This is a genomic window from Serratia sp. H1w (assembly GCF_000633355.1).
Lineage (GTDB): Bacteria > Pseudomonadota > Gammaproteobacteria > Enterobacterales > Enterobacteriaceae > Chania.
On sequence record NZ_AYMQ01000065.1, the window covers coordinates 1 to 25,701 of the forward strand.

Here is a 25,701-nt window from a genome sequence, read left to right on the forward strand (position 1 = left end):
CCAGCCACCAGCCACCAGCCACAAGCTTCAGGTTCAATAATGAAGATCAAAATATTATTGAGCTTTTACAGAAAGCTATTGATTCTTATAAAGGAAAGCTTCAGTGGGTGATGGATAGTCAGAAGAAAGAATATGGTCATGGCATAAATAGAGTTATTTATCCTAAACATGTTCATGAAATGAAAAATAAAGCGATAAAGATTTACAAACTACCAGTTGAAAAATACATGGCTAAATATGAACCAGAATTTGGCCAATTAGCATATGACGATCTTAAAAATTTAACACAACATGTCATATCAGTTTTAAAAGGGGCAGATATTGATGTTTGAGCCATTATCATTTAAGCATGGTCAGATGAATAGCGTGCCGATTAATTAGAAATGTTCGCCATAAATATTCATTGCTACTTGAGTTATGCAGTTGTGGTATGGAGATTTTTAGTGATGGGCAGCTTACTGATCTTCGTCAGAAGGTTGATGATTTGATGAAAGATGAATTATCTGAGAAATATTTGCATGATTGCTTGTTATCTTTGGCTACAATGATCGACCGGGCTTATAGTGATAATAAGAGTTTTTTATTTCCACCGTTTTAATAAATTAAACTGGTTATAGCAAGTATGTTCAAGATGGAACTAAACGGTTATCAATAGTGTATATCGTATAGGGGATTTTAATTGAATGAAAAGTAAAGATACTAAATCAGAGAAACAGTTGGTTGATGGTTTGGAATCATATCTGAAATATGGTTATATTGATCCTTATTATATCAATTGTGACTCATTTGATGAGAATGCAGATCAGGCCGAAGAATATTTAAGAGATTTATCATCTCTCAATAGAGTTTTGGTTGAGAATTATTACAAAAGAATCATCGAGTCTGAAGTTATATGTAATGACTTCTTTAAATCATGCTGCATGTCTAGACTGTTATTATCAGAGTCAGAGTGGGGATATGTTTTTAACTACTTGAGTGAAAATAGCGGGGTTTTATCAATCCCTATCCTAAAAGAAGCATTTTCTTATTTTTATTATGCAAAGAATGACCCTGAAGCTCATTTGATACCGGAGGGATTGTTTAAAAAATTGAAAAACAGATATGAAGAAGTTAAAGATGAACGTGATGCTGAGTTTTATCACCTGGATGAAGAATATAAAAATTTTGTTAAATCTTATTGCTTGATCCAAGTCAATTACTCAGCCTAGAAACTGTGAAACTCAGTAAATTCGAATCTTAAGATCTTGAGGACAAGTTAATGATTACTTTTGAAGACGCAGTAAAAAAGGCAAGCGAATATTTAAGTGATACTGAGTTTCCTGTAGTTATAACGTCTCAGGGGCGTTTTTCAGAGGGCTGGTTCTTTTGTTTTGAATCTAGAGAGTATATTGAAACTGGTGATTCATCAGCTCAGCTTGCAGGGAATGCTCCATTTATAATAGATAAAGATAATGGAGATATTTATTTGTTAGGGACAGCGCAACCGTTGAGGGAATATCTACAAGAGTATGAAGAAAAGAAAAATAATCGGAGCCAGTGAGATCCCGGCAACTGTGCGGAAACTTTGCGTCTAAGTCCTTAAAGCTCCATCTTCCCGGCGCTGCGATCGAAGTATATAGGTTTCGTTTAATAATCGACCAGTTATCGAGTTGCAACCTAGTCAGGTAATCAGAATTTAGTGAGTTAATATAAATGCCAATAGATATATTTGGTTATACCAAACTGGATGTTAGTCTTTTTGATGATAAAATTAATATAATAAAGTCAAAATATGATAAAATTTTTGATAGTTCGTATCTTATATGTATAAAGCAAATTCGATTTTAAATCGCTAGGAGCTTGCTCTATTAAAAAGCAGAGTGGAACAATATCATAATGGTGATGTATTGATTTGATTTATTTAATGATTTTCCAATGAAATAATGAGGGGGGATAATGCTAGAGTATAGCATAGGCAGTTCAATGAATAGGAATGACTTATATGCTGAATTATCATTGAATAGAGTTCAGTGGGGAGAGGTCTCATTATCTAAAGATAGAAAATCCGTGAGCATTACTATCTATCCCAATGATAATGGTGTTCTTAAGTTCAATTGCGATGAACTATTACATCTTATTGAGAGGGCGAAAGGCCATCTTCTTAAGTTGGAGCCTTTAGCTAAGTGAAAGTCCCAGGGAGTGGCTTAAATGATGATCGATTGAGACGGCCTGACAGTGATATACTATATTAAAATTTTAATGACTATATAAGGTGATAACTATGGATGTTCTCAGAGTTGATTACATTCCAGAGGGAAATGTCACTTTGTTTGATGTTCGCCTCTCTGAGTCTGAAGTTGTTGTTTTTTCAGACTGCTTAAACTATGTTTTAAAACATTGCTCAGATGAACAAGTAGATCAGTTAACCGAGTGTTCAAGTAAAGAAGAGCTATCCTATTTTTTAGCTGACCTTCTGGGATTGATGAAGTCTATGGAACATAAGAAATATATGCCAGATAGGTATAAGAGTTTGGATTGACGTTAAGAGTTTTGTTTTTATTAAATGGTGATGGAATGGATCTATTACAAAAAGAGTGCATAGCCAGTGTGACTTTATTTGATTTGAGGGCTTCTGAAGGTGAATTGATGGTGTACGAGGGTTGTATTGATTTTGTACTGTCTCATTGTTCAGATGAGGAAATTTATAAAATAACCGGATGTGCCGATAAGGAAGGACTATCTTTTTATAAAGATGAACTTCTTCGGTTGATAAAGATTATTGAAAGACCAGAATATCTACCTGAACGGTATAAGAATATCTGACCATGATTGATAGATCCTTGCCAACTATGTATATATGGAGTAATCATATATGACAGAAAAACTGGTCGAATTTAGCGTTGTGGAGTCTCTACAGAATAGTCAGCTAGTGGATTTTAGATATTCTTCTGGCTCCCTTGAACTGATTTTGTCTTCTGGGGATAGTGAAGAAGGTAATAAAGTTAAAGTGTTGTTCGATTGGATTTATTCTTTCCGATTGACTGATGAAGGTGACCTATTGAAAATGCAGCAAGAGCAGAATGGGGAGATGCGCACGGGGTTTTACATTGTAGAAAATTCTAAGTATTTAGAGTGGTTTAATGAGCAAAACGGTAATGTACACGATGGAATGGTTCATTATATGCTCTCGACTGTAGATGATGTTATAGATATTTTAGCTTCTATTACCCCATCAATATCCATTAGTAGTTAACAGAAATTTATAAATACCCCAATCTCTTGCTGCCGCAAGCGGATGATTCCGGGTGCGGCAGTGATTCAGAGTCCACTATCAGTCACGGCACCTGCTGCTCCAGCGTCTGTCCATCCTTACTGGTAGCCTGCAACTGCCCCTGCAATGACGCCTTAAACGGCCCATCACCATTGAGCAGCCCCTTCAACTGCAACTGCAAATTACCGTCACCCTCTAGCGGCACATGCTGCCAACCCCATTGCTGCAAGGTATTCAACGGCACCGAGCGTCCGTTAAGGGACAGCGTGAACGGCTTGCCGGGCAGTTGGCTGATGTTGGCCTTGGCATCCAGCAGGCCATCGGGCATGAAGGCGCTCAGCTCGGTAACGTTGATTTGCTGTGTATCGGCATCCAACGCCAGCGAAGGGCGGCGTACGTCGATCTTGTTAAAGGTAGCCCCGCCAGCATTGAGTTTCAGCGAGCCGGACCAAATCCCCCACTGATGGTCACTGGCTAACAGCAGGTTGTTGCCATAGCCATCCAGCGAAGTGAGCTGGAAGGGGAAATCCGGGTTGATATCGATGATCAGATTACGGTTGGTGCTCATCTTGCCAACGTAAACCTCTGCCAGCCAACTTGGCAGCGGCTGTAACCAGAGTTCACGCCAGTTGATGGGTAACGTGTACTCCAGCGCGGAGACCACCACCTCGTCGAGTTGTAGGCGTTTGTTGGCACGCAGCCAGTTGCCGGTGGTACGCAGTAACCCACCTTCCCAGCGGGTGGTGAATTGGCTAATCGCAATTCCGGCCGGGGAGAGCTGTATATCCATGATGGGGTCGATAAGATGGAAGTTGCCGTTGATCAGATCGTCGGCGGTGAAGTTGATTGCGCCATCCTGGCTGCTCCAATCCCCTTGCTGGAAGGTGATATTTTGCATCGACAGATCGAGATCGTTGGCCGCCCAGTCGTTCCCCTCCAGGCGAGCGTTAATCAGATCCAAGCGTTTCACCGTAATGGGTGGCAGCGCCGTGAAGTGGCTCCAGAATTGCTCCAGCGTCAATGGCACTTGCAGGCGGACGTTGCTTAGCCGCAAGCGTTCAACCAACCAGCTGCCATCGGCGGCCCGGCTGGCGACTCCCGTCAGATCGCCCTGTGCCAGATCGGCACCAAAGTCGCTCAAAATCAGCTGGTTTTGTTTGATTTCACCCTGGATCAGCACCTGTGAGGCAGGGATGCCGTTGACGATCATCGAGCCAGCGCTGAACTGGAATTGATTGTTATCCCCGAGCAAATGGCCAGCGGTAGGCTGCCACGGGTTGATCCCGGCATTGACCTTCTGTGCGTTAAGCTGCCAGCTATTATCGTTGGATTGCAGCGCCATATTGCTCAGTTGCAGCACATCGGCCTGTATGGGGAGCGGCGCGCCTTGCAAAGGCTGAACGTTCAGGCTGCCATCGCGCAGCGTGATGCTGTCAAAATGGCGTGGTTCGGTGATTTGCCGCAGGCTGAATGCCATATCAACCTGCTTGGCCGCCAGCAGTTGTGGCTGGTTGTTGCGGGCGAGCGTGACGTCCTCCAGGCCGATCTGCCCTGGTTTGCTCCACGAATGCGATATTTTTCCCACCGACAACTGATAACTACCACGATCGCTGACCCATTGACTCAACCAGCCAGCAGCCCAGCGGGTTTGCCCCACTACGTAGAGCAGCACAATGGCCAGCACCATCAGCAGTAACAATGTGAGCAATAGTTTTCCGATAAATTTCATCAGCGGATCCGTAGCGGTCAAAAAAGATACCCTGTTTATGCCGCAATTAGCCCGTCAGCTCAAGGGCAATAGCCTGAAAGACAATAAAAAAACGGCCAGTAGCGGTTTGCCAATGGCCGTTGGTTTGCTGCGGGATAGTTATTTTTCTTGTGGGAACACCAGGTTCAGCACAATGGCGGTGATCCCACCGGCTGCGATACCGGAAGACAGCAGGGTTTTAATCCAGTCCGGTGCAAACTGCAAGATCAGCGGCTGTTGGGAAACCCCCATGCCGACGGCCAGCGACAGCGCCATGATCATGATGGCACGGCGGTTTAACGTCTCGCGGGAAACGATGCGCACGCCGGAGGCCGCAATGGTACCAAACATCACGAGCGTCGCGCCGCCCAGCACCGGTTCAGGAATATGCTGCACAAAACCGGCAACGGCCGGGAATAACCCCAGCACGATCAGCATCAGCGCCACCACAAAGCCGACGTAGCGGCTGGCAACGCCAGTCAGTTGGATCACCCCGTTGTTCTGGCCAAAACAGGAGTTCGGGAAGGTGTTGAAGACTGCCGACAGCATCGAGTTCAGGCCGTTGGCCAGTACGCCGCCTTTCAGGCGCTTCATATACAGTGGGCCGCTGACCGGTTGTTCAGAAACGTCGGAGGTGGCGGTGATATCGCCGATAGTTTCCAGCGAAGTGACCATAAAGATCAGCATCAGCGGCAGCAACAGGTTCCAATCGAAGCCCAGGCCGTAGTACAGCGGTGTTGGAATGTTGATGATGGTGGTTTGGGTGGACGGCTCGGTTGCCGGCAGCATGTCCATGGCCCAGGCCAGCAGATAACCCACGGCCATGGCGATCACCAACGAAGCGACGCGCAGGTAAGGGTTACGTTGGCGGTTAAGCAGAATAATCACCACCAGCACCGCCCCTGCCAACAGCAGATTTTTGGGGGAGCCGAAGGTGTGATCGCTCATCGCCGCATAGCCGCCACCGATAGAGGTCAGCCCGACCTGAATCAGCGACAGGCCGATAATCATCACCACAATGCCGGATACCAGCGGGGTAATGATTCGGCGCGCCAGGTGCAACACGCGTGACAGCAGGATTTCGGTGCAGGAGGCGACCATTAAGGTACCAAATAGCGCGGCCATCATGGTGGGGACATCTGCGCCGCCGTTTTTCAGCGCCAGCCCACCCATAATCAGCGGTGAGACAAAGTTGAAGCTGGTGCCCTGAATAGACAGCAGGCCAGAACCCACCGGACCCCAGGTTTTGATTTGCAGGATCGAGGCCAGACCGGAAGCGAACAGCGACATGCTAATAATGTGTTGCGTATCCTGTGCAGGCAGGCCAAGCGCCTGGCAGATCAGCAGGGCCGGGGTGATCACGGCAACAAACATTGCCAGCAGATGCTGGCCGGCGGCAAACAGGGTCTGCGGCAGCGGCGGGCGATCTTCCAGGCGGTAAATCAGTTCGCTATTGTGCACAACGGGGGCTGATGCTTTTTGCGCGGCATCGAGCTCGGCGGTTTGACTGGACATGGTGTGGCATTCCCAAAGGCGGCAAAGAAGGCATTTTAATGATCTGCCTCACAAAAGCAAACGGTTGCGCATTAATATTTTTCGCGCTACCAACCTCATGAATGTCGCATTTTCGTTCATTTTTTCTTGTGTTATTAGCCGTTTTTACTTTTAATCCACCCTTCATCGAGTTAAAAAACTGAGTAAATTTTATAACTTATTAATTTATTGGATTTTATTACTACACGGAGTAGCTAGATGTTTCATCTCGATACTTACGGCACATTAGTTGCCGCCACGCTGGTTCTGCTGCTCGGGGGCAAATGCGTGCGCTCCATTCCTCTGCTGAGAAAATATACTATTCCTGCCCCCGTTGCCGGTGGTCTACTGGTAGCGGTCCTATTATTAGTACTGAAGAAAACGGTGAACTGGGAAATCGGCTTTGATATGTCGCTGAAAGACCCGTTGATGCTGGCCTTCTTTGCCACCATCGGCCTGAATGCCAACCTGGCACGTTTGCGGGCCGGGGGTAAAGCGCTGCTGGTATTCCTGTTTGTGGTGCTGGGCCTGCTGCTGGTACAGAACGCCATCGGTATTGGCATGGCGAAAATGCTGGGCCTGGATCCGTTAATGGGGCTGATTGCCGGCTCGATTACGCTATCTGGTGGGCATGGCACCGGGGCGGCCTGGAGCAAGGTATTCATCGAACGCTACGGCTTTGAGAATGCCACCGAAGTGGCCATGGCCTGCGCCACCTTTGGTCTGGTGTTGGGCGGGTTGATTGGTGGCCCAGTAGCCCGCTATCTGGTGAAACACTCTTCAACACCGGAAGGTACACCTGATGACAGCGTGCAGCCGAGCGGCTTTGAGAAGCCGGAAAGTGGCCGTCTGATCACCTCACTGGTGATGATCGAAACCATCGCCATGATCGCCATCTGCCTGAGCCTGGGTAACCTTATTGCCGGGTTATTGAATGGTACGGCCTTTGAGCTGCCGACCTTTGTCTGCGTGCTGTTTGTCGGCGTGATCCTCAGCAACACCCTGTCGGCAACGGGCTTCTACCAGGTGTTTGAGCGGGCGGTCTCCGTATTGGGCAACGTGAGCCTGTCGCTGTTCCTGGCGATGGCGTTGATGAGCCTGCGCCTGTGGGAGTTGGCTTCGCTGGCCCTGCCGATGTTGGCGATCCTGGCAGTACAAACGCTGGTCATGGCGCTGTACGCCATCTTCGTGACTTATCGCGTGATGGGTAAAAACTACGATGCAGCGGTGCTGGCTGCGGGTCACTGCGGTTTTGGTATGGGGGCAACGCCAACGGCTATCGCCAACATGCAGGCGATCACCGATCGTTTCGGCCCTTCACATCTGGCATTCTTGGTGGTGCCGATGGTGGGTGCGTTCTTTATCGATATCGCCAACGCTATCGTGATTAAGCTTTACCTGATGCTGCCGGTGTTCCCGGCGATCGGCTAATTGATAACGCCCCTCTTGCAGATAAAGAGGGGCAGATTGATTAGGCGTTGGAGTAGCGAGCGGTTTCTGGCAGCCAGCGCTCAATCAAGGCATGGGCATGCTGAGGATACTGCTGGTGGATATGGCGAGCTACGCGCTGGACTTCCGGGATCATGGCCTGATCGCGCATCAGATCGGCCACTTTAAACTCTGCACTGCCGGTTTGGCGCGTCCCCAATAGCTCACCCGGCCCACGGATCTCCAGATCTTGCTGGGCAATCACAAAGCCGTCGTTACTGTCGCGCAGCACCTGCAGGCGTTTTTGGGCGGTTTTACTGAGCGGGGTTTTATACAGCAGCACGCAATGCGAAGCGATCGCGCCACGGCCAACCCGGCCACGCAGCTGGTGCAACTGAGCCAAACCAAGACGCTCAGGGTTTTCGATAATCATCAGGCTGGCGTTCGGTACATCAACGCCCACTTCAATCACCGTAGTAGCTACCAGCAGCTGTAACTCGCCCTGTTTGAAGGCCTGCATCACCGCCTGTTTCTCAGCGGATTTCATGCGGCCATGCACCAGCGCCACCTTCAGTTCTGGCAGCGCAATCTTCAATTCTTCCCAGGTGGCTTCCGCTGCCTGGGCTTCCAACAAATCAGACTCTTCGATCAACGTGCAGACCCAATACGCCTGGCGGCCTTCTTCGATACAGGCGCTTTTTACCCGCTGGATGATATCGGCCCGGCGCGTATCAGGGATCGCTACCGTTGTCACTGGCGTACGGCCAGGAGGCAATTCATCGATCACCGAGGTGTCTAAATCTGCGTAGGCGGTCATCGCCAGCGTGCGTGGGATTGGCGTAGCGGTCATGATCAACTGATGAGCATGGAACCCTTGTTCTTCCCCTTTCTCCCACAACGCCAGCCGCTGGTGGACGCCAAAGCGGTGTTGTTCATCGATGATCACCAGCGCCAGGCCATTAAACTGCACCTGCTCCTGGAAAATGGCGTGTGTTCCTACCACCATCGATACCTGGCCGCTGGCAATGGCTTCTTGCTGAGCGAGGCGCGCTTTACCTTTTTGCTTGCCGGCCAACCAACCCACTTCAATACCTAAGGGTTCAAACCACTGGCGGAAGTTATTGGCGTGCTGTTCGGCAAGCAATTCGGTAGGGGCCATCAGCGCCACCTGTTTGCCGTGCGCAATGACCCGTAACGCGGCCAAGGCCGCAACCAGGGTTTTACCTGAGCCGACGTCGCCCTGAACCAGGCGCATCATCGGGAAACCTTTTTGCAGATCCGCTTCAATATCTGCCACCACCCGCGTTTGCGCACCGGTAGGCGAGAAGGGGAGCTGGGCCAGGAAGCGAGTTTTCAGCCGATCGTCAGGCGTTAACGATAATGCCCGGTAGCTTTGTGCACCGGCGCGAACGGCCAACATGCTGAGGTTATGCGCCAACAGTTCTTCGAGGATCAGGCGTTTTTGTGCCGGGTGCTTACCCTGCTCCAAATCGACCAGTTGGATATCCGGTGGCGGGCGATGCAACGTATGCAGCGCTTGCGGCAAACTCATCAAACCGCCGCTTAACTCCGGCGGCAGTAGTTCGGCAATCGCACAGGTATCCAGTAACTCCAGCGCCTGATCGGTCAACTTGCGCAGCGTAGCCTGGCGGATCCCTTCGGTGGTGGGATACACCGGCGTCAGGGCTTCCTGCAACTCGACTTCGCTGTTTTCACCTTGGACACGGTATTCCGGGTGGATGATTTCCGCGCCGTGGGTCCCGCGTTTGACTTCACCATAGGCCGTGACGTGGCGGCCTGTCGCCAGGCTGTTCTTCATCGCCGCGTTGAAGTTGAAGAAGCGCATGGTCAGGATGCCGGTACCGTCACTGATCTGGCAGGTAAGCATGCGGCGGCGGCCAAAGCTGATATCGCTGCGCAGCACTTCGCCTTCTACCGTGGCAAAAATGCCCGGTAACAGATCGTTAATGAGATAAAGGCGGGTACGGTCTTCGTAACGCAGGGGGAGGTGTAGCAGCAGATCCTGGATGGTATTCAGGCCGATTTTGGCCAATTTCCCCGCCTGGCTGGCTCCAACCCCGGAAAGTGTGGTGAGTGGAACGGCATCCAGCAGGCGGCCTTTCATCGGCGTACCGTCGTGGCCTGCATGGCAGCCCACCATTCGGCATCGGCAACCACCTGGCCTTGTTCGTCAATCTGCGGGCGTGGCAATCTTTTGCGTTTGGCCACGTTGGCCAATACCGGATAGCCACCTTCAAACAGCAGGCGTTGTTGCTCCTCTGCGTCCAAGGCACTGTGATCGCGGCGGTACATGCCAGCGTTTTGCCGCTGGCGCTGGGCCTCATACAGGATCAGTGCCGCAGCCACGGACACGTTCAGCGACTGCACCATACCGATCATCGGAATGATAATATCCTGATCGGCCAGGGCCAGTGCCTCTTCGGTGATGCCGGTTTTTTCCTGCCCCAGTAGAATGCAGGTGGGGCGGGTATAGTCTATTTCGCGAAAATCGACGGCGCGGGCAGAAAGGTGAGTTGCCAGGATTTGCATCCCCTGACCTTTCAGATGTGTGACCGCATCGGCGATGGAGGGGTGAGTTTTGACGCTCACCCAGCTGTTGCTGCCCGCAGCGGAGGAGACCAGGGTGCGCATCCGCGGGGATGGCCACACGGCATGCACCTGATGCACGCCGACGGCATCGGCGGTACGGATAATCGCGGAGACGTTATGCGGTTTGTGAACCTGTTCCAGGCAGACCGTCAGATCGGGCTGCCGGGTGGCCAGCATTTCACAAATCCGCGCATAGCGTTCGGGGCTCATAGGCGCTAGTTTCGGTTACGGTTAACTTTAATCACATCCGGCATGATACGGATCTTACGCATAATATTTGCCAGGTGGATGCGATCGCGGGTGGTCAGGCGAATAAAGGCGCTGTAGACCCGGCCATCTTTCTCTTCGGTATTCAGGCTTTGAATATTCGATTCGGCTGCATTGATCGCCGCCGTGAGGTTGGCCAACGCACCCTGATGGTTGAACATGTCCACTTTGATTTCCGCAATGAACTCCTGCTCGGTTTCCATATCCCATTCGACCGCCATGAATTTCTCTGGCTCTTTCTGATAGCCACGGATATTACGACAGGACTCATGGTGAACCACCAGGCCTTTGCCCGGGCTGACGTGGGCAATAATCGGGTCGCCTGGAATTGGGCGGCAGCACTTGGCAAAGGTGATCAGCACGCCATCGGCGCCTTTGATGGCCAGGTTGCGCACGCCGTTTGAGGAGCCCAGGCTGGACTGATCGCCCTGCAGGTTCTTCGCGACTACTACGCTCATGGCGTTACCAAGGCCGATTTCTGCCAGCAGATCGTCCAGCGTGGCCAGCTTCATGCGATCCAGCTCATGCTGGATATTCTCTGGTGGCACTTCCGAAAGTTTGCGGCTGCCCCCGAGCGCGTGGTTGAGCAGGCGGCGGCCCAGGCTGACGGAATCGTCGCGCTTGAGGTTTTTCAACATCTGGCGGATCTTGGCGCGTGCTTTGGAGCTCACCACAAAGTTCAGCCAGGCGGCATTTGGCCGGGCACCCGGAGCGGTGATGATCTCTACCGTCTGGCCACTGGCTAATGCTTGTGACAGCGGATGCGGCTGGCGATCGACACGTGCGCCAACGCAGGCGTGGCCGATATCGGTATGCACGGCGTAGGCAAAATCGACCGGTGTGGCACCGGCAGGCAGTTCGACAATGCGGCCTTCCGGGGTGAACACGTAAATCTCATCTGGGAACAGGTCGGATTTGACGCTTTCAATAAATTCAAACGAGCTACCGGCGCTTTGTTGCAGCTCCAGCAGGCTCTGCATCCAGCGCTGAGCGCGGATTTGTGCGGTGGTGCCGGTCTCGCCCTGTTCCTTCTCTTTATAGGCCCAGTGCGCGGCGACCCCCATCTCGGCCATCTGATCCATATCTTCGGTACGGATCTGCACCTCAACCGGCACGCCGTGCGGGCCGATCAGTGAGGTATGCAACGATTGATAGCCGTTGGCCTTGGGAATGGCGATATAGTCTTTGACCCGGCCCGGGCGCGGCTTGTACAGGCTATGTGCCTGGCCCAAAACCCGGTAACAGGTATCCACTTCTTTGACGATCACCCGGAACGCGTAAATATCCATGATGGAATGGAAGCGCTGTTCTTTCAGGTGCATCTTGCAGTAGATGGAGTAGAGGTGCTTTTCCCGCCCGCTGACCCGGCAGGGGATACCGGCTTCGGTCAGACGCCCTTCGATCTCGGAGAGGATTTTCTGGATCATCTCCTTACGGTTACCACGCGCGGCTTTCACCACTTCTTTGATCACGCGGTAGCGGTTCGGGTAAAGCGCTTCAAAACCCAGCTCTTCCAGCTCGGTTTTCAGATGATGAATACCCAGGCGGTGGGCCAATGGGCTATAGATTTCCAGGGTTTCACGGGCGATGCGCCGCCGTTTGTCAGGGCGCAACGAGCCGAGCGTTCGCATATTGTGGGTGCGATCGGCCAGCTTGATCAGTACGACGCGGATATCCTGCACCATCGCCATGATCATCTTGCGGAAGTTTTCCGCCTGCGCTTCTTTCTTATCCTGGAATTTCAGTTTGTCTAGCTTGGATACGCCCTCAACCAGTTCGGCAACGCTTTTGCCAAACAGTTGTTCCATATCCTGATAGGTGGCCGGGGTGTCTTCGATGACGTCGTGCAGCAGGGCTGCCATCAGCGTCTCATGATCGAGACGCATTTCCGCCAGAATACAGGCCACGGCAACCGGGTGAGTAATGTAGGGCTCACCACTGGAGCGTGTCTGTCCCTCGTGAGCATCACGTGCGACGAGGTATGCCTGTTTGAGGCGCTTAATCTGCTCCTCAGGCAAGTAACGTTGAATCAGCAGATTCAGGCTTTCAAACAGGTACAAGGCAGACTCACAGTCTAATTAACGACGACCTTCAGCAATCGCGGTAACCGCCTGGATCTCTGCGGCTTCCTGCTCTTGCTGCTCCTGGCGCTCACGAACATCGAGGATCTGGCTGTTGATCAGGCCTTCTTCGATTTCACGCAGAGCGATAACGGTGTACTTATCATTCTCTTCAGGTACCAGTGCATCCTTACCACCGGTCTGGATCTGACGTGCCCGACGAGCAGCGACCAACACCAGGTCAAAACGGTTACCAATTTTCTCTACAGCGTCTTGAACAGTTACGCGTGCCATATTTGTGCTACTCCACAGGTGACGAAAAGACTGGGCATAATACTGAAACTGTCTTCAGTCTGCCAATAGTTTGCTGATTAAAGCATCATGCCGCAGCATTTGACGGCCCAAACGCAAGCGTTCGGCGCGAATAATGGTCTTCAGATCGGACAACGCCAGATCAAAATCGTCATTCACGATTAAATAATCGTACTCGGCAAAATGCGCCATTTCCGCAACGGCCTGCGCCATGCGCCGGGCGATCACGTCGTCTGCATCTTGCCCACGGCCACGCAGGCGGCGGCCAAGCTCTTCCTTCGACGGCGGCAGGATAAAGATGCTGCGCGCCTGGGGCATTTTGGCGCGGATCTGCTGTGCGCCCTGCCAGTCGATATCCAGGAAGACGTCAACGCCGGTCGACAGAACTTGCTCGATGGCCGCGCGGGACGTGCCGTAATAGTTGCCGAACACTTCTGCGTGCTCAAGAAACGCATCCTGCTCAATCATACGGCGAAATTCGTCTTTGGAGACGAAAAAGTAGTGCTCGCCGTGATTTTCACCCGGGCGGCTATCGCGCGTGGTGTGTGAAACCGAAACCTGCGTGTCGTACAGTGGTTGCGTCTTTAACAAAGCCTGAATCAGACTTGATTTCCCTGCGCCACTTGGGGCAGAGACAATATAAAGCGTGCCTTGAGCCATGATGATGTTCGTTGCTAGCGGTTGATAAGTCGGTTACAGCGGATGTGTAAATTCTCCGCACAGTATACACGGCTAACGGGCGGTATGCAGCGTTAGCTCGCATTTTGGCCGCCGCTTTTTGCTAAAAACAGCGTGAAAAAGTCAATTTGCGCTGAGTATCCGGAAATTTTTGCCGTTTTCAGCAAATACGTATTCCTTTTGGGAAGCGTTTCGCACCTGTGGTTTTTGCTGCTCGTCAGAGCCGGCGATGAGGTATTAACTGCGGGATAGCAAGGAGGTGCTCAATGTGGCGAGGTATTTACCGGACGCTGGTGGTGGGATTGCTGTGTAGCTCGGCATGGGCTGGGGGCTGCCCAGAGTGGTCGCCAGAGCGATTACGGTTGGAAATTACGGCGCTGGATACTCAGTTGGCGCGCTGGGACGAGGCTTATTATCGCCTGGGGAACAGCCCGATCGACGATGAAGTTTACGACGGCCTATTGCAGCAACTGCAAGATTGGCGGCTTTGTGTCGGCGCGCAGGAAGAGGCTGTACGGACCTTGCCTGCGGGCAAAGTGCGGCATCCGGTGATGCAGACGGGATTGCGTAAGCTGCCCAATCGCGGTGCCGTCGAACAATGGATGCAGGACCGAAGCGATCTGTGGGTGCAACCCAAGGTAGATGGCGTAGCGGTAACGCTGGTCTACCGGAAGGGCGTATTGGTGAGCGCCATCAGTCGGGGAGATGGGCAGAAAGGGGAGAACTGGCTGGAAAAGGTTAAGGCAATTCCCGCTATTCCCAACGTTTTACCGGGGGCCACGGCCAATCTGGTGCTACAAGGGGAGCTGTTTCTGATGGTGAACGATCATCATCAGCAAGCTCAAGGTGGTATCAACGCCCGTTCCAAGGTGGCCGGGATGCTGATGCGTAATTCATCTACCACGCAACTTGAGCGGCTAGGGCTATTCGTCTGGGCGTGGCCCGATGGCCCACCCACCATGGACGAACGCTTGCAACAGCTTGCCCAGATGGGGTTTGTGCTGCCGCAGCAATATTCAAAACCGGTCACCACACTGGCAGAAGTGGAGAACTGGCGGGCAGCCTGGTACAGCGGCGCTTTACCCTTTGTCACCGATGGCGTGGTTATCCACCAAGGTCGGGAACCGCAAGGGCGCTATTGGCAGGCCAAACCTAATGACTGGGCAGTCGCCTGGAAATACCCTCCAGCTCAGCAGGTGGCCAGAGTCACGGATGTTGAGTTTGCCATCGGCCGCACTGGCAAAATTGCCGTGGTGCTCCGTCTGGAGCCAGTACGTATGGATGATAAATGGATCCGGCGGGTTAACGTGGGCTCGCTGGCGCTGTGGCAAAAATGGGATATCGTGCCTGGTGATCATATTGCGATCAGTCTGATGGGGCATGGTATTCCGCATCTGAAACAGGTGGTCTGGCGGGCGGTTGCAAGGGCTTCACCCATTGCGCCAAAACCGGCTGATTATCATGAACTGAGCTGCTTTACCTTGCAACCCGGGTGTCGTCAGCAGTTTCTGGCGCGGCTGGTATGGCTGAGTAGTCGCGATGGGCTGAATATCACCGGGCTGAATAAAGCCGGTTGGCAGGCGCTGATCGATCAGGGATTGGTGAATAACCTGTTGGATTGGTTGGAGCTAACGCCCGAACAGCTGAGCGGGGTGCCAAGTCTGGGAGCCAAGCGTGCGCAAGCCCTCTATCGTCAATTTCGTCTGGCGCAGCAGCAACCTTTTGAGCGCTGGCCGATCGCGCTTGGAGTGCCACTTTCGCCATTGCAGTTGGCCACGCTGCAAGATTGGCCGCAGCTACAGCGGATGACGTCCGCACAATGGCAGGAACTTGCTGGCATTGGTGCGCAAAAGGCCAGAAGAGTGCAGGAATTTTTGCGGCATCCTGCCTTTCTTGCGCTGGTTACCGTCTTACAGCAGCACGATATCAGCGGCTTTGCCGTGGCACCTGAGCAAGACGCTCCACCGGGTTAATGATCGGGGTGCTGATAGTTAAAGACCGGCAAGCCAAGGCGAAAACGCAGCGCAAGCAGGCGGGCACTAAGGCCAGCGACCAGGGTGATGATGATCACCATGTTGTGCGGCAAGCTAAGGTGTTGCAGGCCGATATACAGCCAGGCGGCGGCGAAGGCGATACCCGCATAGATTTCCTTCTGGAAAACCAGTGGGATGCGGTTGCAGAACATATCGCGCAGCACACCGCCGAATACGCCGGTGATCACGGCAGCAATGGCTGCAATCAATGGGGCATGGCCCATATCCAGAGCCACCTGCGCACCAATGATCGAGAAAACGATCAGCCCAATCGCGTCCAACACCAGGAACAGGTGGCGCAGGTGGCGCATCAGCGGGGCCATCCAGGTGGTGATAATTGCCGCTATGGCTATGATAACAATATACTCAGGGTGTTTTACCCAGCTCAGCGGAAAGTGTCCAAGCAGCATATCTCGCACAGAACCACCGCCAATGGCGGTAGCAGAAGCGATAAAAATCACGCCAAACAAATCCATCTGGCGGCGGCCTGCGGCTAACGCGCCGGTCATGGCTTCTGCGGTGATGCCGATGATATAAAGAATGCTCAGTAACATAGGGGATTCACAGGGTCGGGGGGCAAGAATGTCAACGCCGAAGGGTAACCAGCCTGGTGGGGTCTCACCACTGAGTTTTTTTGTTGGTGTTGCTTTCGAATTACTTTATCTAATGCAAAATAGGTAATTTGTGCTTGCTGCTAGTATCTAGCGTTACTTGTGAATTTTATAAAGCATTAGAAATTTGTTGTTGGTTTCTGTCGATGATTATTTAAGGAATAGAGAAGCGAGATGAAAAACACCCCGATATTGGCGGCAGTCGTCGCCATAAGCTTACTGTTGAGCGGTTGTGTAGCACCAGTGCAAAAGGCTTCTCCGTTGAAACCGGCGACCCTGTGCAGCACCGGTGACCCAATGACCCAAACCACGCTCTATTTTGGGCTGAATCGCCCGGCCGGGCCGGTGATTACGGCGGCAGAGTGGCAGGCCTTTGTCGATCAACAGGTCACCCCACGTTTTAAAGAGGGTCTATCGGTGTTTGATGCCAAAGGGCAATGGTTGGGGAACGATGGCAAGCTGGCGCGGGAAAACAGTAAAGCGCTGATGTTGATCCATGGCCCTGACGCAGCGAGCGAGCAAAACATCGAGGTGCTGCGCACCCGCTATAAGCAACAGTTTGCCCAAGACTCAGTGATGCGTGTCGATACGCCGGTGTGCGTCGCGTTTTAATCGATCCCCGGCTGGCCGCAACTGCAACAGGCCGGGGGTATTGTTTTACAACACCAGCCCGGCAACCGCTGCCGAAAGCAGGCTGACCAGCGTGGAGCCGTAAACCAGCTTAAGGCCGAAGCGGGAAACCACATTACCCTGGCGTTCGTTCAACCCCTTGATGGCACCGGCAACAATCCCGATAGAAGCAAAGTTGGCGAATGACACCAGGAACACCGAGAGGATACCCAAACCGCGTGGGGACAGCTCTGCCGCGATTTTTTTCAGTTCAATCATTGCCACAAACTCATTGGCGACCAGCTTGGTGGCCATGATGCTGCCAGCCCGCAGCGCATCATGAGCCGGAATGCCGATCAGCCAGGCCAGCGGGTAAAACACGTAACCCAGGATCTGCTGGAAGCTGATGCCAAAAATGGCGGCAAAAATGGCGTTTACGGCGGCGATCAGGGCGATAAAGCCGATCAACATGGCGGCAATGATCATCGCAATCTTGAAGCCAGCCAGGATATATTCCCCCAGCATTTCAAAGAAGCTTTGCTGCTCATGCAGTTTATTCAGCTTGAGTTCCGGCTCGTCGTCCACCTGATAGGGGTTGATGATCGAGAGAATGATAAAGGTGCTGAACATGTTAAGGATTAGCGCGGCTACCACGTATTGAGCATCGATCATCGCCATATAGGCACCCACGATCGACATCGATACTGTCGACATTGCAGTGGCTGCCATGGTGTACATCCGGCGTGGGGAGATATCCGCAATGATGCCCTTATAGGCAATAAAGTTTTCCGACTGGCCGAGCACCAGCGTGCTGACGGCGTTGAAAGACTCCAGTTTGCCCATGCCGTTCACTTTCGATAACAAGGTGCCTACGATGCGGATCACCCACGGCAGAATACGGAAATGCTGCAAAATACCGATCAGCGCAGAGATAAAAATTATCGGGCATAACACACCGAGGAAGATAAAGGCCAGCCCCTGGCTGCTCATGCCACCGAACACAAAGTCGGAACCTTGTGCAGCGAAGGCCAGCAAGGTGGTAAAGAAATCGGCCACGTGCTTGATAGCGCCTAAACCAATGGCGGAATGGAGGAAGAAATAGGCCAGTGCGGCTTCAATCACCAGCAGCTGAATAATATAACGTGGGCGAATTTTCTGGCGGTCATTGCTGACCAATAAGGCGAGAACGACAATCACCACCAGGGCTAAAATAAATTGCAAAATTTGCGACATAAACAATCCGAACGGCATACGGGCTAGGAAAACGCTATTTAGCCACAGCGGGCGGCACCTTTCATTACCCTGCACGTAATCGGAACAAAATACTTTTGCCGGGAATTATGCGTTCAGATTGTTGCCAGCCATCGACGGCTGGCAGTGTTTGATCGTGACATTACCCCTATAAAAATAGGGGGTTAAGCGTTATTTAGCCTGAGCCAGCACGTTGCCTTCCCAACCCTGTTGGGCGTAGTCGTTAAGATGATCGATCTTACGCACCGGTTGCCCTTGGCTGAAGTTGATCTCATGCAGAGGAACCCAAACCTGCGAGGCTGCAAAGGCCGATTTGAAGTGGTACTCCGCATGGCTCAGATCTGAAATGGCCGTCCAGTAGGTCCCGATGCCTTTATTCTGATCCGGGCGCTTGCTGTACTTGGCATACATATCGGTCACCTTTTGCTCGCTTGGCTCAGCTGGTGAGCCGATTGGGTAAGCCACGTTATTAATCACCGACAAGATAAAGCCCTGTGCCTGATTTTTATTGTCCGGCTGTGGCAGATTTTTCAAGTCATAGCTGGCGCGCACCAGGCGCTCATCCGCTTCCAGCCCACCAGGGATCTCGCTGCGCTTGGCATTTTGATACTTGGCCAGATTCTTGAGTTGCTGGTCGTAGGAAGGGGGATTGGTCATCACCCGATAATTTTTATCGTGGTAGATATGCACTTTGCCGTTATCGATCTCGATGATGGCCGAATCGCCGCTAACGTCTTCGATCGTGATGTGTTTGGTATCTGAAGCATAATCGATAGGCATATGAGCCGCGGCCAGGCGCACGTCACTGCGGATGGCTTTAACCGCTTCATCAACGGTGGCGTAGTTATCCAGGATATAGCTCAACCAGGCGCGGCTTTCGAGCACCGGTTTGTCCTGATTGTCCTGCTGTATTTGGCTGCCATTCATATAAAACAGCGTATGGCCCGCCAGCCCCTTTTCATTCATGCCGTCCATCGGGAACACGCCATCGGCGTAAACCACGACGCTGCCATATTGGGTTTGCCACTGGGCAGCGTTCTTGGCATCGCCGCCGTTATGCGCAATACCCCGTGGGGTGATCACCAGCGAGGGATCGACCGGCCCGAAGAAATCCAGATTACGGGCGCTGACCATATAGCCTGGGTACATATTCATAAAGGCGCGGGTGCAGGCTTGTGCTCCGGTGGCCAGGCTAGCGCTGAGTGCGGCGCCCACCAGTAGAGCCGATACGCTATGAGTGAGTTTCTTCATGATGTTTTTCCTTACCAGAATGAGGTGAACGAAATAATGGTAAGCCTGCGAAGGAATATCGTAGAGTGGGTGACCGGGGGGAAAACCCCCGTAACGCTACGGGAGGACAGATGGCAAAAATACGCTTTTCATTGGCGCAGATTGAGGCTTTTGCCAGCGTCTGTGAAACCGGCAATCTGACCCTGGCGGCCAAACGCTTGGGGAAGGATCGCACCACGATCGCTGAGCTGATCGAAAACCTGGAATTGGATCTTGGCTATTCGCTGTTTGATCGCAGCACCCGCCCGCTGCAACTGACCGAGGCAGGTCAGCGCCTTTACCGGCAAGCGCGGCTGTTTATGCAGGAGGCCGAAGCCTTCAACCTACTGGCTCAGCATATTCCGCAGCAGGTGCGGCAGAAACTGACGTTGTGCTATGACCCTTTCACTCCGCGCCCCTTTTTAACTGAACTGGCAGTGTTTCTGAGCCAGCGCGGTATTCAGCTTGATTTGCTGATGATGGAGCGTGGTGAGGGCGAACAGGCGTTGGCAGACGATGTGGCAGATATTGGCGTTTATCAGGCGATAAACCGCTCGATCGGTGAAAAATTCAAATGGCGGGCGTTGGGCGCTATCGAGCTGGCCGTCTATGCCCGCGAGGGTTTTTTCCCCGCTGGCAGTCCGGTGACTTTGCTGTCTCTGGCATCCAGCACGCAGCTTATTCCCTTTAGCCACCTGCCTGAGCCGATGGCGAAACGTCTGCAAATCGCCGATCGCATTCAGGTCGTTAGTGAACCGGCTTTGCTGCAATCGTTGCTAACCGCCGGTCTAGGATGGGCTTTTTTGCCAACGCATCTGCAAATGCAGCATGTGCCGCAGGTTAGTCGGCTCGAAACGGAATTAGGGAAGCAAGGGCTGATGCATCCGATGGTGGCGTTATGGAAGCCCGGAGCCAATAGCGAATTGTTGCAGCTGATCGAAAGCATGCAGCAGATATTTGATGGTTCGGTGGTGGCTTGAGAAAATATTAGCCCTTCATTTGGCGTAGGGCTAATCCAGAGCTGCGGTCAGGTGCAGAAGGTCATTCGCGTAGCACGTTAGGTCCCCTCTCCCTTTGGGCTGAGGAATCCCCACTAATTTTTTGTTAGTGGTTTCAGAGAATTAGAACGAGTGTTTCACGAACAATCTGTACCATTTTGTTCGTAAATTTGCAGTGAGAGAATTACGAACGACCTCTTCTCGCCTGCTTAAGGCTGTTTTTCATCCCGTTTCTGTGTGAAAAACAGCCTATTTCTCGCCTCGATTTTTCTGGGGATTCCTCAGCCCTTTGGGAGAGGGTTAGGGTGAGGGGCATTACTGCTCGTCTTTCTGTTCCTCAGCCTCGACCTTACGGTACCAGCGTGGGTGATGTTTCTTCGCCCAGCGGCGGCTGACCTTGCCTTCAATCATGCCTTTGATCGAGCCTTTCACCCAGAACGCCATATACATATGGATCAGGATGGCGTGGATCAGCACGATCGCCGATGCGGCATGGATCAACAGCGCATAACGGATCACCGGGATCGGGAAGTTATGGGCAAAATAAGGGCGCCAAATGATAATGCCGGTGATCAACAGCACGAAAATCATGCTCATGATGCTCCAGAACATCATCTTCTGACCGGCATTATATTTGCCAACGTCAGCGACCTTATGCTCATTGCCCTTCAGCACTTCCACGATACCCTTGATCCATGGCAAGTCCTCTTTCTCGGGGATGTTATGTTTCACAAAACGGAAGAACATAAACATCAGCGCGATAAAGATCAGCACGCCAAAGAAAGGATGCAGGATGCGACCCATCTGCGGCGTACCAAAGGTTTCGGTCAGCCATTGCAGCGTAGGGAAGAACAACGCAATGCCAGACAGCGACACCAGGAAGAAGCAGATAACCACCGTCCAGTGACAGGCCCGGTCGATAAACTTGGTGCGAACAATCATTTTACTTTGGCTCATGATGGTCGTCCTCGTCTTCATCATCGACTTCTTTGTTTGGTCCGATACCGATGTAGTGGTAAATCAAGCCAGCAAAGGTGGCGATGAAGCCTGCCACAGATAACGGCTTGAGCACGCTTTTCCACAACCCGATCGACAGATCGATATGCGGGTCCTTCGGCAAATTGTGATACAGCTCGGGGTTATCGGCATGGTGCAGTACGTACATCACGTGGGTGCCGCCAACGCCTTGCGGGTTGTACACGCCTGCCTGGTCAAAGCCGCGTTTCTTCAGCTTTTCAACGCGCTCCTGTGCCACGTCCAGCATTTCTGCTTTGGTGCCAAAGTGGATAGCGCCCGTCGGACAGGTTTTCACACAGGCTGGTTCCTGACCCACGCTGACGCGATCCACGCACAGGGTACATTTGTACGCCCGGTTGTCTTGCGGGTTCAGCCGTGGGATGTTGAACGGACAGCCGCTGATGCAGTAGCCACAGCCGATGCAGTGTTCCGACTGAAAATCCACGATGCCGTTGGCATATTGGATAATTGCCCCGGCAGACGGGCAGGCCTTCAGGCAACCCGGATCCGCGCAGTGCATACAGCCATCCTTGCGGATCAGCCATTCCAGCTTGCCATTCTGCTCCACTTCCGAGAAACGCATCAGCGTCCAGGATTTGGCACTCAGATCGGCAGGGTTGTCATAAACCCCGACGCAGTGGCCCACCTCGTCGCGAATGTCATTCCATTCGGAACAGGCCACCTGACAAGCCTTGCAACCGATGCAGGTGGAAACGTCGATCAGCTTGGCGACCTCGACCTTATAATCACGCGCCTGCGGCGGCGGAGTCAGGGTGTTGGTGGCCGAACGTTTGATAATGTCTTGTGATTGCATGGACATAAATTCAGCTCCTTACACCTTTTCCACGTTAACCAGAAACGCCTTGTACTCCGGCGTTTGCGAGTTGGCATCGCCAACAAACGGCGTCAGGGTGTTGGCCAGATAGCCTTTGCGCGTCGCCCCCTCAAAGCCCCAGTGCAGTGGAATACCGATGGTGTCGACATCCTGCCCGTTCACCTTCAGGGTTTGCAGACGGCGGGTCACCACGGCTTTCGCCTTGATAAAGCCACGTTTGCTGCTGACCTTGACGGTGTCGCCTTGCTCAATCCCTTTCTCTTTCGCCAGGCGCTCACTGATTTCCACAAACTGCTCCGGTTGCATGATCGCGTTAAGGCGCGCGTGCTTGGTCCAGGTGTGGAAATGCTCGGTCAGACGATAGGTGGTACCGACATACGGGAACTCGGATTTATCACCCATGCGTTTGGCGTCGGAAGGATAGAGACGGGCCGCCGGGTTAGAGATCACGTTTGGATGCAGTGGGTTGGTGCCCAGCGGTGTTTCAAACGGCTCGTAGTGTTCCGGGAACGGCCCCTCGGCCATTTTGTCGATGGCAAACAGCCTGCCCAGACCTTCCGGCTGCATGATAAACGGCCCAACGCCGCTGCCCGGTGCTGCAGTGTTGTAGTCTGGAATATCATTCCCGACCCACTTGCTGCCGTTCCATTCAATCAGCATGCGTTGCGGATCCCAAGGTTTACCCATTGGGTCGGCGGAGGCGCGGTTGTAGATAATGCGGCGGTTCAGCGGCCATGCCCAGGCCCAACCCAGCGTGTTGCCCAAACCGGACGGATCGCTGTTATCACGGTTGGCCATCTGGTTGCCCTTGCTGGTCCAACTGCCGGCATAGATCCAACAGGCCGAAGCCGTGCTGCCGTCATCACGCAGCAACGCGAAGGAATCCAGCAACTGGCCTTTTTTCGCTTGCAGGTTGCCGTTGGCGTCATACAGATCTTCCAGCGCGTAGCCGTTGCTGTCTTTTGCCACTTCCTCGGATTCAGGGTGATCCGGCCGTTCATAGTGCCAGCTCATCTTCAGTAACGGCTCGACACCTTTACCGCCTTCGCTGCCATACATCTGGCGCAAGCGATGGTACAGACCGGCCAGGATCTCGCCGTCGGTTATCGCTTCGCCTGGGGCATCGCCGCCTTTCCAGTGCCATTGCAGCCAGCGGCCGGAGTTGGCGATCGAACCGTCTTCTTCGGCAAAACAGGTTGATGGTAGACGGAATACTTCGGTCTGGATCGCCGCGGTATCGACATCGTTCATCTCACCGTGGTTTTGCCAGAAATTGGAGGTTTCCGTGACCAGCGGATCGATGATCACCAGATACTTCAGCTTGGCCAATGACGCAACCACCTGATTTTTATCTGGGAACGAGGCGACCGGGTTAAAGCCCTGGCAGATGTAGCCGTTGACCTTATTCTGATCCATCATCTGGAAGTATTTCATCACGTCGTAGGACTGATCCCACTTCGGCAACCAATCAAAGCCCCAGTTATTCTCTTTCTGTGCATCGTTACCGTAGAACGATTTCATTAGGCTGACGAAGAATTTCGGGTAGTTGCTCCAATAGTTAACCTGGCCCGGTAAGGTGGCCTTTGGCGTATTGGCGGTCAGATAGGTGGTCAGATCGGTCTGCTTATCCGAAGGCAGCGTCAGATAACCCGGCAGGCTGGTGGACAGCAGGCCGATATCGGTCAACCCCTGAATGTTGGAGTGACCACGCAGGGCGTTGACGCCACCGCCAGCCATCCCCATGTTGCCTAGCAGCAACTGGATCATCGCCATGGTACGGATGTTCTGCGCGCCGACCGTGTGCTGTGTCCAACCCAAGGCGTATAGGAAGGTCGTTGTGCGGTCTGCTGCACTGGTCGAAGCCAGGACTTCACACACCTTCAGAAAATCTGCCCGTGGGGTGCCGCAGATATTTTCCACCACTTCCGGGGTGTAGCGGCTGACGTGCGTTTTCAGCAGGTTCCAGACGCAGCGCGGATGCTGGAGTGTATCGTCACGCAAGGCATAGCCGTCTTCACCAAACTGGTAGTTCCAGGTGGTTTTGTCGTATTGGCGTTTGCCTTCGTCATAACCGCTGAACAGCCCGTCTTCAAAGGTAAAGTCATCCCGGACCAACAGGTTGGCGTTGGTGTAATGCTTCACGTATTCGGCGTTGATCTTGTTGTTGGAAATCAGGTACAGCAAGACGCCCGACAGGAAGGTAATGTCGGTGCCGGAGCGGATCGGTGCATAGATATCGGCAACCGATGCGGTACGTGTAAAGCGGGGATCGACGACGATTAACGTGGCGTCGTTGTTGTTTTTGGCTTCCATCGCCCAGCGGAATCCCACCGGATGCGCTTCAGCGGCGTTGCCGCCCATCACCATCACAACGTTGGCGTTTTTGATATCAACCCAGTGGTTGGTCATCGCACCGCGACCAAATGTTGGAGCAAGACTTGCTACCGTTGGTCCGTGTCAGACACGCGCTTGGTTATCAACTGCCAGCATGCCCAGTGATCGGACAAACTTTTGTGTCAGCATACCGGTTTCGTTACTGGCCGCAGAGGCACATAATATCCCGGTGGAGAGCCAACGGTTTACCGTTACGCCAGCGGCGTTGGTGGCTTCGAAGTTGGCATCCCGGTCATCTTTCATCAGCCTGGCAATGCGATCGAAGGCATCATTCCAACTGATGCGTTGCCATTTGTCTGAACCCGGTGCGCGATATTCCGGATAACGCAGGCGGCTATCGCTGTGAATATAATCCAGCAGGCCAGCGCCTTTCGGGCATAAAGCCCCGCGGTTGACTGGATGATCCGCGTCGCCTTCGATATGGAAAATAGTCGATTTGGCGTTTTTCGCCCCATCGCCCAGGCTATACATCAATAAACCGCAGCCTACGGAACAGTAGGTACAGGTGTTGCGGGTTTCTTTGGCGCGCAATAATTTGTAGTTGCGCGTTTCCGCTAACGCAGCCTTGGGCGCGAAGCCTAATGCTGCCACCGTGGTCCCAGCCATCCCGCCAGCGCAGATTTTAAAAAACTGTCTGCGATTGACGTCCATTGCTTTCCCTAATGCTTATCAGTGGTTTTTTAGTCATGGCAAACTAACAGCAATAACCCAAGCGTTATTGAGGGAAATCAACATAAGGGAGAGTTAGCGGAAAAATACTCCTTAATAAGTAGCTATTATCACCCTAAATAATCCTTAA

The 25,701-nt window shown here is 52.6% G+C and carries 23 protein-coding genes; 10 read left to right on the plus strand and 13 right to left on the minus strand.

Annotated elements, in window-relative coordinates; translation table 11 throughout:
- The 6 genes from U869_RS0116095 to U869_RS0116130 all read left to right on the plus strand — a co-directional run.
- Nucleotides 1-332, plus strand: a 332-nt coding sequence (locus tag U869_RS0116095; protein ID WP_025123988.1) for a hypothetical protein, incomplete at its 5' end; no start/stop codon positions are given.
- Between the two features lie 351 nt (nt 333-683).
- On the plus strand, nt 684-1,208 hold the full coding sequence (locus tag U869_RS0116105; RefSeq protein ID WP_025121281.1) for a hypothetical protein: 525 nt from the start codon (nt 684-686) through the stop codon (nt 1,206-1,208).
- Nucleotides 1,209-1,258: 50 nt separating this feature from the next.
- Complete coding sequence (locus U869_RS0116110; RefSeq protein ID WP_025121282.1) at nt 1,259-1,540, plus strand: YrhB domain-containing protein; 282 nt, start codon at nt 1,259-1,261, stop codon at nt 1,538-1,540.
- A gap of 720 nt (nt 1,541-2,260) precedes the next feature.
- Nucleotides 2,261-2,518 carry a hypothetical protein gene (locus tag U869_RS0116120; protein WP_025121284.1) on the plus strand — a complete coding sequence of 86 codons (258 nt, stop codon included), beginning with the start codon at nt 2,261-2,263 and terminating at the stop codon, nt 2,516-2,518.
- Between the two features lie 35 nt (nt 2,519-2,553).
- Nucleotides 2,554-2,802, plus strand: coding sequence for a hypothetical protein (locus U869_RS0116125; protein WP_025121285.1), 249 nt, complete (start codon nt 2,554-2,556; stop codon nt 2,800-2,802).
- 49 nt (nt 2,803-2,851) lie between these two features.
- The gene (locus U869_RS0116130; RefSeq protein ID WP_025121286.1) at nt 2,852-3,232 is read left to right on the plus strand and encodes a hypothetical protein; all 381 of its coding nucleotides are present in this window, start codon (nt 2,852-2,854) and stop codon (nt 3,230-3,232) included.
- Between the two features lie 82 nt (nt 3,233-3,314).
- Here the strand turns inward: U869_RS0116130 and U869_RS0116135 are convergent, their stop codons facing one another.
- Nucleotides 3,315-4,979 (minus strand): AsmA family protein, encoded by a 1,665-nt coding sequence (locus U869_RS0116135; protein WP_025121287.1) that lies wholly within the window; start codon nt 4,977-4,979, stop codon nt 3,315-3,317.
- Nucleotides 4,980-5,117: 138 nt separating this feature from the next.
- The gene (locus U869_RS0116140) at nt 5,118-6,512 is read right to left on the minus strand and encodes an NCS2 family protein (protein WP_025121288.1); all 1,395 of its coding nucleotides are present in this window, start codon (nt 6,510-6,512) and stop codon (nt 5,118-5,120) included.
- Between the two features lie 237 nt (nt 6,513-6,749).
- Here U869_RS0116140 and gltS point away from each other — a divergent pair, with 237 nt between their 5' ends.
- Entirely contained in the window at nt 6,750-7,961 is a 1,212-nt protein-coding gene (gltS, locus tag U869_RS0116145; protein WP_025121289.1) for a sodium/glutamate symporter, read from the plus strand.
- Nucleotides 7,962-8,001: 40 nt separating this feature from the next.
- Here the strand turns inward: gltS and recG are convergent, their stop codons facing one another.
- The 5 genes from recG to gmk are packed head-to-tail and all read right to left on the minus strand — an operon-like array spanning nt 8,002 to nt 13,867.
- The gene (gene recG / locus U869_RS0116150) at nt 8,002-10,083 is read right to left on the minus strand and encodes an ATP-dependent DNA helicase RecG (RefSeq protein WP_025121290.1); all 2,082 of its coding nucleotides are present in this window, start codon (nt 10,081-10,083) and stop codon (nt 8,002-8,004) included.
- On the minus strand, nt 10,080-10,778 hold the full coding sequence (gene trmH, locus U869_RS0116155) for a tRNA (guanosine(18)-2'-O)-methyltransferase TrmH (protein WP_025121291.1): 699 nt from the start codon (nt 10,776-10,778) through the stop codon (nt 10,080-10,082). Before trmH ends, recG begins: the two co-directional genes overlap by 4 nt.
- 5 nt (nt 10,779-10,783) lie before the next feature.
- Nucleotides 10,784-12,895 carry a bifunctional GTP diphosphokinase/guanosine-3',5'-bis pyrophosphate 3'-pyrophosphohydrolase gene (spoT, locus tag U869_RS0116160; protein WP_025121292.1) on the minus strand — a complete coding sequence of 704 codons (2,112 nt, stop codon included), beginning with the start codon at nt 12,893-12,895 and terminating at the stop codon, nt 10,784-10,786.
- 18 nt (nt 12,896-12,913) lie between these two features.
- The gene (gene rpoZ, locus U869_RS0116165; RefSeq protein ID WP_024482945.1) at nt 12,914-13,189 is read right to left on the minus strand and encodes a DNA-directed RNA polymerase subunit omega; all 276 of its coding nucleotides are present in this window, start codon (nt 13,187-13,189) and stop codon (nt 12,914-12,916) included.
- A 54-nt stretch (nt 13,190-13,243) separates the two neighbouring features.
- The gene (gmk, locus tag U869_RS0116170) at nt 13,244-13,867 is read right to left on the minus strand and encodes a guanylate kinase (RefSeq protein ID WP_025121293.1); all 624 of its coding nucleotides are present in this window, start codon (nt 13,865-13,867) and stop codon (nt 13,244-13,246) included.
- Between the two features lie 284 nt (nt 13,868-14,151).
- Here gmk and ligB point away from each other — a divergent pair, with 284 nt between their 5' ends.
- Entirely contained in the window at nt 14,152-15,858 is a 1,707-nt protein-coding gene (ligB, locus tag U869_RS0116180; protein ID WP_025121294.1) for an NAD-dependent DNA ligase LigB, read from the plus strand.
- Here the strand turns inward: ligB and U869_RS0116185 are convergent.
- Nucleotides 15,855-16,472 carry a trimeric intracellular cation channel family protein gene (locus U869_RS0116185; protein WP_025121295.1) on the minus strand — a complete coding sequence of 206 codons (618 nt, stop codon included), beginning with the start codon at nt 16,470-16,472 and terminating at the stop codon, nt 15,855-15,857. The two genes, ligB and U869_RS0116185, sit on opposite strands and share 4 nt — an antisense overlap.
- 231 nt (nt 16,473-16,703) lie before the next feature.
- On the opposite strand from U869_RS0116185, the gene U869_RS0116190 reads away from it, so the two are divergent.
- Nucleotides 16,704-17,141 carry a DUF3574 domain-containing protein gene (locus U869_RS0116190; RefSeq protein WP_025121296.1) on the plus strand — a complete coding sequence of 146 codons (438 nt, stop codon included), beginning with the start codon at nt 16,704-16,706 and terminating at the stop codon, nt 17,139-17,141.
- Between the two features lie 45 nt (nt 17,142-17,186).
- On the opposite strand, the gene U869_RS0116195 is transcribed toward U869_RS0116190, so the two are convergent.
- Both U869_RS0116195 and U869_RS0116200 read right to left on the minus strand, forming a co-directional pair.
- Entirely contained in the window at nt 17,187-18,371 is a 1,185-nt protein-coding gene (locus U869_RS0116195; RefSeq protein ID WP_025121297.1) for a NupC/NupG family nucleoside CNT transporter, read from the minus strand.
- 189 nt (nt 18,372-18,560) lie between these two features.
- Nucleotides 18,561-19,640: a linear amide C-N hydrolase gene (locus U869_RS0116200; protein WP_025121298.1), complete on the minus strand. Its 1,080-nt coding sequence runs from the start codon at nt 19,638-19,640 to the stop codon at nt 18,561-18,563.
- Between the two features lie 110 nt (nt 19,641-19,750).
- Here U869_RS0116200 and U869_RS0116205 point away from each other — a divergent pair, with 110 nt between their 5' ends.
- Complete coding sequence (locus tag U869_RS0116205; RefSeq protein WP_025121299.1) at nt 19,751-20,638, plus strand: LysR family transcriptional regulator; 888 nt, start codon at nt 19,751-19,753, stop codon at nt 20,636-20,638.
- Between the two features lie 333 nt (nt 20,639-20,971).
- On the opposite strand, the gene fdnI is transcribed toward U869_RS0116205, so the two are convergent.
- From fdnI to fdnG, 3 genes are read right to left on the minus strand one after another with little or no spacing between them, the layout of a single operon-like run.
- Nucleotides 20,972-21,613 carry a formate dehydrogenase-N subunit gamma gene (fdnI, locus tag U869_RS0116210; RefSeq protein ID WP_025121300.1) on the minus strand — a complete coding sequence of 214 codons (642 nt, stop codon included), beginning with the start codon at nt 21,611-21,613 and terminating at the stop codon, nt 20,972-20,974.
- Nucleotides 21,600-22,493, minus strand: coding sequence for a formate dehydrogenase subunit beta (gene fdxH, locus U869_RS0116215; RefSeq protein ID WP_025121301.1), 894 nt, complete (start codon nt 22,491-22,493; stop codon nt 21,600-21,602). The genes fdnI and fdxH overlap by 14 nt, the downstream gene beginning before the upstream one ends.
- A gap of 12 nt (nt 22,494-22,505) precedes the next feature.
- Nucleotides 22,506-25,553: a formate dehydrogenase-N subunit alpha gene (fdnG, locus tag U869_RS0116220; protein WP_115650717.1), complete on the minus strand. Its 3,048-nt coding sequence runs from the start codon at nt 25,551-25,553 to the stop codon at nt 22,506-22,508.
- Between the last annotated feature and the right edge of the window lie 148 nt (nt 25,554-25,701).

Bases quoted from the DNA above. Each gene is read 5' to 3' on its own strand.
- U869_RS0116135 (WP_025121287.1), bottom strand. From the start codon at position 4,979: ATGAAATTTATCGGAAAACTATTGCTCACATTGTTACTGCTGATGGTG.
- trmH (WP_025121291.1), bottom strand. From the start codon at position 10,778: ATGAGCCCCGAACGCTATGCGCGGATTTGTGAAATGCTGGCCACCCGG.
- gmk (WP_025121293.1), bottom strand. From the start codon at position 13,867: ATGGCTCAAGGCACGCTTTATATTGTCTCTGCCCCAAGTGGCGCAGGG.
- U869_RS0116110 (WP_025121282.1), top strand. From the start codon at position 1,259: ATGATTACTTTTGAAGACGCAGTAAAAAAGGCAAGCGAATATTTAAGT.
- fdnI (WP_025121300.1), bottom strand. From the start codon at position 21,613: ATGAGCCAAAGTAAAATGATTGTTCGCACCAAGTTTATCGACCGGGCC.
- rpoZ (WP_024482945.1), bottom strand. From the start codon at position 13,189: ATGGCACGCGTAACTGTTCAAGACGCTGTAGAGAAAATTGGTAACCGT.
- recG (WP_025121290.1), bottom strand. From the start codon at position 10,083: ATGAAAGGCCGCCTGCTGGATGCCGTTCCACTCACCACACTTTCCGGG.
- U869_RS0116125 (WP_025121285.1), top strand. From the start codon at position 2,554: ATGGATCTATTACAAAAAGAGTGCATAGCCAGTGTGACTTTATTTGAT.
- U869_RS0116195 (WP_025121297.1), bottom strand. From the start codon at position 18,371: ATGTCGCAAATTTTGCAATTTATTTTAGCCCTGGTGGTGATTGTCGTT.
- ligB (WP_025121294.1), top strand. From the start codon at position 14,152: ATGTGGCGAGGTATTTACCGGACGCTGGTGGTGGGATTGCTGTGTAGC.
- fdxH (WP_025121301.1), bottom strand. From the start codon at position 22,493: ATGTCCATGCAATCACAAGACATTATCAAACGTTCGGCCACCAACACC.
- U869_RS0116190 (WP_025121296.1), top strand. From the start codon at position 16,704: ATGAAAAACACCCCGATATTGGCGGCAGTCGTCGCCATAAGCTTACTG.
- U869_RS0116205 (WP_025121299.1), top strand. From the start codon at position 19,751: ATGGCAAAAATACGCTTTTCATTGGCGCAGATTGAGGCTTTTGCCAGC.
- U869_RS0116130 (WP_025121286.1), top strand. From the start codon at position 2,852: ATGACAGAAAAACTGGTCGAATTTAGCGTTGTGGAGTCTCTACAGAAT.
- gltS (WP_025121289.1), top strand. From the start codon at position 6,750: ATGTTTCATCTCGATACTTACGGCACATTAGTTGCCGCCACGCTGGTT.
- U869_RS0116185 (WP_025121295.1), bottom strand. From the start codon at position 16,472: ATGTTACTGAGCATTCTTTATATCATCGGCATCACCGCAGAAGCCATG.
- U869_RS0116140 (WP_025121288.1), bottom strand. From the start codon at position 6,512: ATGTCCAGTCAAACCGCCGAGCTCGATGCCGCGCAAAAAGCATCAGCC.
- U869_RS0116200 (WP_025121298.1), bottom strand. From the start codon at position 19,640: ATGAAGAAACTCACTCATAGCGTATCGGCTCTACTGGTGGGCGCCGCA.
- U869_RS0116105 (WP_025121281.1), top strand. From the start codon at position 684: ATGAAAAGTAAAGATACTAAATCAGAGAAACAGTTGGTTGATGGTTTG.
- U869_RS0116120 (WP_025121284.1), top strand. From the start codon at position 2,261: ATGGATGTTCTCAGAGTTGATTACATTCCAGAGGGAAATGTCACTTTG.